The sequence below is a fragment of the Selenomonas bovis DSM 23594 genome, assembly GCF_000381005.1.
Classification (GTDB): domain Bacteria; phylum Bacillota; class Negativicutes; order Selenomonadales; family Selenomonadaceae; genus Selenomonas_C; species Selenomonas_C bovis.
This window is the reverse complement of record NZ_KB908431.1, coordinates 1-7,139: the sequence shown is the minus strand read 5'-3', so window position 1 is coordinate 7,139 and position 7,139 is coordinate 1. Positions and strand designations below refer to the sequence as shown.

Sequence of the window (7,139 nt, the reverse complement as noted above, 5' to 3'; positions counted from 1 at the left end):
ATGGTCAGCATTTCAGGACGCGTTCTGAGGCAAAGTCTGCAATTTTCGAGTATATCTGGATTTTCTACAATCGCCAGCGAATCCATTCGGCTAATGGCTACCGTACACCAGAGGCATACTACAATGAACACCGAGTCGCCTAGAACATCTTCTCAAGGAGATTAGCCGTTATCTAGTCGCTACAGTTGCAACCCATAAGGATCCGGAAAGGTATGTAAAACCAAGCAATTTTAAGATTTAAAGAGCTTCCTTTCGTTTAAAGATTCTAATCGTCGGGGGACAGGCCACTTATCCTTACAACCATTTCAGAACTCATCCAGTTATCTTAATCTGCAAACGCGCGATTATATACCTCATTCTCAAAACGACAAGGCCGATGAATTCAAACGCTCCAAAATCTTTTCAAGCAGCCATTCCGAAAAACACACTCCTTCAGGTTGCACCTGGCAATTGGTTCCCACCTCTTCCCGGAGCCCATTTTCAGCAAATGCCATATCAGCAATCCTAAGCATCGAAACATCTATAGGACTGTCACCTGCTGCGTAGATATAACTGCTCCTCAAACATTCTTTCAATCTTATCAGTGCCTCACCTTTCCCCAGCCCTGCAGGAAAAAAATAAATCTTCCTGCCCAGATGCTCAACCTTCAGCGTCGTATGCCTGCGGCATTCATCTACACAAGCTGCAACATCTGCTTCCTCATCACAATAAAGAAAAACATAACTGTCATCCACTATACGGCAGCTGATATAATCTTTCAACGATAAGTGCCTCTCATACTGAGACTTCAACTCATAAAAAACAGCATCCACCACAGGCTTTATCTGGTTTGACCATTTACCGTCAATTTCGTTCCGCCTCAACAGGATAGCGCCATTGGCAACAACAGCCATTTCTGGCTCACATCCCTCCGGCCATTCAATCCGTCTATACTGCTCTAAGGAACGTGTGGTTATAGGCACAAAGCCAATCTGCCTGTTGATTTCCTTCAAAAGTCCAATAGCCCGCTTTGTCATAAAACTTTGCTCTTTTCCCTGATTCAGTTCTACGCAAATGTCTGCGTCCTGCCTGCACCTGTGGGATACGAGCAGCGTATTGTCCAAATCACTAGCAAAAAGAATCTTTTCATTCATCAGTTATCTGCCAGAGATTGTATCAATCCACAAGCCAAATAATTTTGCAGCGGATATTCTACAACCTCCACTCCTTTCTCCTCAGCCAGCTCATAAAGATGCCCCAACCGTCCTTCATCATGCAAGCTATAAACCAAAAGTTTCCACGGCAACCGCCTCAGAAGCACGCGAGTAGCCTCACCAATCCCAGGCTTAATAAGATTGATATTTTTAATATCATACTCTGCAGCAATCTTCCTGACTTCCTGGATTCCCGAGCCAGTTGTCCCAGCAAATTCCTCATCAAGCCGAGCAGCAGGAGGAAATTCCTTTTCCACAGCATTTATGAACTGGTAAGTCAAATCCTTGTCAGAGAGGTCTTTATAGAACACAGCTCCATGAAAATCTTCCTGGCCGATAATTTCTTCCCGCAAAAAAGTACGGCTCAGAAGTCCTGATACAGTTGAATTCAAGCAAGAACTGGCTATCAAAAAATCTTCATGAGTGCCACATTTCTCTGACACATATGCAGGATCAGACAGAACAGCCAGTCCAGCACTCACTGCCGGATAATCTTCCATAGCTTTTTGTAATTCTGTTTGGATTGCCCCCTTGCCAGTCCAGCCATCCACAAATTGAATACTTTCCGGCTTGTGCCTGGCCAATATATAATCCATTGCATTTCTATCTATTCCCAACCCGCGAATAATGGATATCGTATAGTGCGGAACGTTACTCCCATAGCGCTTCTGTAAGTAATGCTTTATCAGTATGCCTATCGGAGTCCCCGCCCTTGCCAAAGATACCAGCACTGTCCCCCCCCTTTTTTGGCGGTATATCTTCTCACTCACCGTCGCCACCGCTTCTGCTGTCACTTTGGCATACCTGCGCAAAGCATCATAGTAGGCACTTAGATATTTGGTGGTCGGCTCATATTCTATGGGCAACATTTCCGAGTAATGATGCCCTTTCTGTATCATTTCCTCACGCTGCCGTGTCCCCATTGGTTCCACCATGCCAGTAATATCTTTCAGCAATATGGTCACATCTTCTGTGCGATAGGTACTAAACATCAGCAGACCTCCCCACATAGATAATCCTGCCACATCCATTTTCCTTCAGCACCTGCAGGAGGCTCTGAATTCGCTCCTGCTCCGGCAGGAATGTATCAGACACAATAATAACCTGAGCATACCGCTGCAAATCATATATATAATTTTTGCGCGCACCGCTCTCATCATACAGGCTGCGTATCTCCCAGCCCTTCCATATAGGATATCCCTGAACATCACTTATGCCTATAGGACTTCTGGTAGTAGCATGGAAACAAACCTTTGCGCCTCGACGCTCCAATTCTCTGCCAAGAATCAGACCAGGCAGCATACACTCCTCAGTCCCTAAGACCAACGTATCCGCATACATATCCAGATCTAATTGCTGGTAAATCTTCCCTGATAAAAGTTCCCATTCTTCAAAATATCTGCCAATTCTCACCCCAGACCTGGGATTGCATTCCATATTCACTGAACAGCGTTCATAAAAAATATCTGCTCCCTGGGCCAGCAAAGCGGGATTATATGCCTGAACCTTTGCCATTTCTGCAGCATAGTCCTCCTGAGGCAGTTTTACAAGCCATTCACATTCCATCCCCAAGTCCCTTAACCTCTGCTCATCTTCGCCAGACAAGCGGTTCAGGATAGAAACGGCCACCAGTTTTTTCCTCTCCAGCACAGGATATTGCACCTTTAGTTGTGCGATCATATTGCACAATGTCTTGCCCGTAGAAATCTCATCATCCACAAAAATAATTATGTCAGTTCCTTCTATACACTTTTGCAAGCCGTCAGCTGCCAATTTCTGTTCAGGAGCATGACTGTGTTCCTCCAAAAATTCAACCCATGTCCTAACTTCAGCCATATCTTCCCTGGTTGTCTGCAAGTAAAGGCAGTCATCATGTATAGACTCTGCCACTGCAGCCCCGATAGCCGTAGCCGTTTCGGCAAAACCAATAACCAATCTTGCCCCGCCATATCTTGCCGCTACTTTGTCACCCAAGGCTTTCATCATAGAAAGCGCCAAAGTCGGACTGACTGGCAGATGCTTGCCCTGCCAGGGATTCACCAGTATATATTTTCTCTTCTTGTTATTGTGACGCTTTGCCACATGCAACAGGTTTTCTGCCGTAAATACTGATTGCCCCACACTCAATTTCATTTCTTGACTCGTCTCTGACCCCATAAATATCCCCCAGCATCTTTACACGCTCCGCCCATCTTCGATGCGTCTTAACCTCATTCATACGGCTGCCATCCGCACTCTTGACCACCCCAAGCTTCTCCACATCCCATCGCAGAAGCTGTCTAGCATCTTCATAGTCTGTACGGCTGACTTTCAAGCTATCATAAATATAGGGCAGCTGTGAGGGATGTATAGCTGTCTTGCCAATAAAGCCATTTATACGATCAAGCTCCAATTCCTGCAACAGTCCTTCAAGCCAGGCAACGCCCTTCCTGTCATCGAAATATTCCCATACCGGCCCGGACACTACATAGTCCCTGGAAAACACATTCAGGATGTCAACCAGAATATCACGGATTATGCCTACGGAATAAATATTAGTATAAATCGGGCGTCTGAGTCCATATAAATTACTGAAATCATTGCCTCCCACCCGCACATTCAGCACGAATTCTTTCACATTGTCAAGCAATGCCTTCACATCATGGAGAACCTCCCCCCGTCTCCTAATATCTGCAATCATGTCACTTTCCAAAACCGGCATCACGTACAGAGGAGTCACACGTTTGCGGTTGATATCCCTTATGATATTCGCATAAGCTTCTCCATTGCTAGTATCAAATTTAGGCAGGATATATCCAGTGAGAATATTTTCATCTTCACCCAAGAAACAAGAGATATGCCTCATGTGTTCTGGTGTACGTACCCGAACAAAAAGAAGAGGCATCTTCTCTCGTCTTTCCCTATAAATCGGCCTAAGCTCCATCAAAATAATGCGAAGTTTCTTCTCTGCTTCTTCCAGTGCATCATCCTGGATGGCATCCTCCAAACAAAATGCCACAGAAGTCAGGCCCTCAATTTTCCTATCCTTGATTTTCTGCACAACATTAACCTGAAATGCTGGCATATACAACAGTCCACCTATCATATATTGCAGCCTGCTCTTATCTATTGATAGACTACTCCCATAGTTAATACAGCTTGTTTGATTAAAAGTTTTTTGCGTCATGATAACCCCCATATATGATAGCTGTCTCCCTCATATATAACGCTTTGCTACATCGTTCAAATCTCCATCGGTAGTTCCCTGCCCTATAGCATTAAATTTCCATTCATCATTATGTCGATATATTTCCCCAAAAATCATCGCTGTCATACCGCTATAATTCTCTGATAGCTCATAACGACAAAATTCCTTACCATTATCATCCACGATACGAATATACGCATTTTTTATCATGCCAAAATGTTGTTTTTTTAGTTTAGCTCCAAACACATTGACTACAAAAACAAGTTTGTCATACCTGTCAGGAACTTTATCCAAATCCACAAAAATTTGCTCATCATCCCCATCGCCCTCACCAGTCAAGTTATCCCCCATGTGTTGCACAGCACCAGAACTATGTTTCAGATTTAAAAAGGACACCACATCTCCCTTTGCTTCCACTTTTCCATTTTGACAAAGCAGAACCGCTGCATCACAATCAATGCCTATGATAATTTTTTTCAAAGATGATAAAAAACCACCACCGCTGCCCGATGATTGGATTGGATCCCACCCCAATCCAATCATCACTTTGCCTAAAGTTTGTCCGCTATCTTTCATTAAATTTACTTTCTGTCCTTTTTGAAGATTAACTGCCATAACCATTACTCCCATATTCAATAGAAAATTTATGACAATCATGCGATATCTTGTGCTACTTAAAACAAGCAGGCGATGATTTGCTCATCGCCCGCAAACAAAATCACTTAGATGGTATCATTGACCTTATCCATCCCTCAAAACTGCTTGGATTTCTTGTTTGTATCAGGATAACTCCCGGTCCGCGGAAACGACATACCAGACCTTCCCCGGAGGTGCAACTAGAAATCCAGCCGCTGGAGGCTTTTTCTATGGTGTATTCCATGTAATCCGGCCATGCTACCAGATGACCGTTATCGACGATGAACTCCTCGCCATTTTCCAAATTGATAGGATGGATTACTCCATAGCTGCTGATGAAAACTGTCCCCCTGCCGGTAATATTCAGTACAAACAAGCCTTCACCAGAAAATAACCCCTGCGAAAGATTCTGTAGTTTGGTATCAACCTGCACACCTGAAGTACTGGCCAGGAAGCCATCCTTCTGTACCACCAGACCGTATGAACCATCCAAGTCCACATCCATGATGCCACCGGGATAAGGATGCCCCAAAAGCACTTTTCCATCCCCACGGTTGGCAGCTAGTTCCTGAAAGAAGAAGCTCTCTCCTGCCAGAACTTTGCGCATAAGCCCCTTCAATATGCCACCTTCCATTTTGCCCTCTACATCTACAGTAGCTGACATGGCCACCATGGCATCAGACTCAGCTTTTATCCTCTCCCCGCGTCGCAACTGACATTCAATAATTGGAAATGCTTCAGGATAAAGTATCTTATATTCCACAAGCCTCTTCCCTTCTTACATATACCGTTTTGCCAATGCTCCCAAATCGCCATCTTTGGTAGGCTGACCAATAGCATTGAATTTCCACTCGCCGTTGTAACGATAAATTTCGCCAAATATCATCGCCGTCATGCCTTCAAATTTTTCCGAGAGATCATAACGGCAGAATTCCTTGCCTTTGTCATCCACAATGCGGATAAAAGCATTCTTAATCATACCGAAATGCTGCTTTCTGGATTCCGCCTTAAAGATATTAACCACGAAGACCAATTTGTCATAATTAGCCGGTACAGAATTCAAATCCACAAAGACCTGCTCATCATCGCCTTCTCCTTCGCCTGTCAAATTGTCTCCCATGTGCTGCACCGCACCGGAAGAATGCTTCAGATGGCCGAAGTATACCAAATCATCCTTGTCCCTTAACTTGCCTCCCTGCAATAAGATTACTGACGCATCACAATCTATATCGTCACTGCTTCCAAAAATTGATGACAAAAAACCGCCGCCTGATGATTTTTCGATAGGATCCCATCCTAAGCCTATCATCACCTTGCCCAAAGCCTGACCATTGTCCTTTTTCAGATTGACTTTCTGTCCCTTTTGAAGATTTACTGCCATAATGTTCATCCTCCTCATATATAAATCATTTAACCTTGACATCAAAATTGTTTATCAGCCATCTTTCATCTGATTTTATTAAATCAGCTTTCCCGGATAATTGCAAGCGCAAATTGAACAGTTATTTTAATCAAGAACATTCATCAATAGCATAGACTTCATCGAGAAAATGGTCGAAGAGCTCTGCTGGAGTGTGATATCCCAGAATACGGCGCGGACACTGGTTTAGCTCGTCCGCGATGCTCAGAACAGCTTCATCACTATAGCATTCGATTGATGTCCCTTTGGGGATGTAATCCCGCAGGAGGCCATTGTGCCGCTCGTTCTGAGGACGTTCCCATGAGCTGTACGGGTGCATGAAATAGATCTTCGTGCCAAGCTGCTCATACTGAGAGAATGTCTCAAATTCCGGGCCGTTATCAGCTGTCATCGTCTTGAAGACCTTGCTGAATTTCTCATCACCGAACTCCTCGCGCAGTTTCGTCATAGCGACCTCTACACCGGCGCTGGTTCGCCCTGGGATGCGGATGGCGATAAACTCACGTAGCACCTTTTCCACAGCCGTGAAGATGACTGCCTCGCGCCCCTGACGTCGACCAACGACTGTGTCCACTTTCCAATGACCAATCTCTGTGCCAGCAGCTGCAATCGCAGGACGCTCCTCTATGCTGCGCCCGAGCATACGCTTATTCTTGCGGTTCCACTTTCTGTGCTTCTTCCGTCCTAAGGCATGAGGCAGATT

General features: G+C 44.7%; 9 protein-coding genes. 1 reads left to right on the top strand and 8 read right to left on the bottom strand.

The window, feature by feature from the left end:
* The coding region (locus F599_RS15280) for an IS3 family transposase (RefSeq protein WP_156022044.1) at positions 1–143 on the top strand (143 nt) is incomplete at its 5' end.
* Between the two features lie 216 nt (positions 144–359).
* Here F599_RS15280 and F599_RS0112755 read toward each other — a convergent pair.
* The 8 genes from F599_RS0112755 to F599_RS14495 all read right to left on the bottom strand — a co-directional run.
* On the bottom strand, positions 360–1,133 hold the full coding sequence (locus F599_RS0112755) for an HAD family hydrolase (protein WP_019543886.1): 774 nt from the start codon (positions 1,131–1,133) through the stop codon (positions 360–362).
* Entirely contained in the window at positions 1,133–2,185 is a 1,053-nt protein-coding gene (locus F599_RS0112750; protein ID WP_019543885.1) for a cysteine protease StiP family protein, read from the bottom strand. The genes F599_RS0112755 and F599_RS0112750 overlap by 1 nt, the downstream gene beginning before the upstream one ends.
* Entirely contained in the window at positions 2,178–3,326 is a 1,149-nt protein-coding gene (locus F599_RS0112745; RefSeq protein ID WP_026327995.1) for a phosphoribosyltransferase domain-containing protein, read from the bottom strand. Before F599_RS0112745 ends, F599_RS0112750 begins: the two co-directional genes overlap by 8 nt.
* Positions 3,256–4,278, bottom strand: coding sequence for an HpcH/HpaI aldolase/citrate lyase family protein (locus tag F599_RS0112740; RefSeq protein ID WP_277613111.1), 1,023 nt, complete (start codon positions 4,276–4,278; stop codon positions 3,256–3,258). Before F599_RS0112740 ends, F599_RS0112745 begins: the two co-directional genes overlap by 71 nt.
* A gap of 111 nt (positions 4,279–4,389) precedes the next feature.
* Positions 4,390–4,995 carry a TerD family protein gene (locus tag F599_RS0112735; protein WP_020700599.1) on the bottom strand — a complete coding sequence of 202 codons (606 nt, stop codon included), beginning with the start codon at positions 4,993–4,995 and terminating at the stop codon, positions 4,390–4,392.
* Positions 4,996–5,098: 103 nt separating this feature from the next.
* Positions 5,099–5,779, bottom strand: coding sequence for a TIGR00266 family protein (locus F599_RS0112730; RefSeq protein WP_019543881.1), 681 nt, complete (start codon positions 5,777–5,779; stop codon positions 5,099–5,101).
* Between the two features lie 15 nt (positions 5,780–5,794).
* Positions 5,795–6,397 carry a TerD family protein gene (locus F599_RS0112725; protein ID WP_019543880.1) on the bottom strand — a complete coding sequence of 201 codons (603 nt, stop codon included), beginning with the start codon at positions 6,395–6,397 and terminating at the stop codon, positions 5,795–5,797.
* A 130-nt stretch (positions 6,398–6,527) separates the two neighbouring features.
* Positions 6,528–7,139: IS30 family transposase (locus F599_RS14495; protein WP_019543879.1), on the bottom strand; the 612-nt coding region annotated here is incomplete at its 5' end.

What these genes read in the sequence shown, in the direction of transcription:
- F599_RS0112755 (WP_019543886.1), bottom strand. Translation starts at nt 1,133, where the DNA reads ATGAATGAAAAGATTCTTTTTGCTAGTGATTTGGACAATACGCTGCTC.
- F599_RS0112750 (WP_019543885.1), bottom strand. Translation starts at nt 2,185, where the DNA reads ATGTTTAGTACCTATCGCACAGAAGATGTGACCATATTGCTGAAAGAT.
- F599_RS0112745 (WP_026327995.1), bottom strand. Translation starts at nt 3,326, where the DNA reads ATGAAATTGAGTGTGGGGCAATCAGTATTTACGGCAGAAAACCTGTTG.
- F599_RS0112740 (WP_277613111.1), bottom strand. Translation starts at nt 4,278, where the DNA reads ATGATAGGTGGACTGTTGTATATGCCAGCATTTCAGGTTAATGTTGTG.
- F599_RS0112735 (WP_020700599.1), bottom strand. Translation starts at nt 4,995, where the DNA reads ATGGCAGTTAATCTTCAAAAAGGACAGAAAGTAAATTTAATGAAAGAT.
- F599_RS0112725 (WP_019543880.1), bottom strand. Translation starts at nt 6,397, where the DNA reads ATGGCAGTAAATCTTCAAAAGGGACAGAAAGTCAATCTGAAAAAGGAC.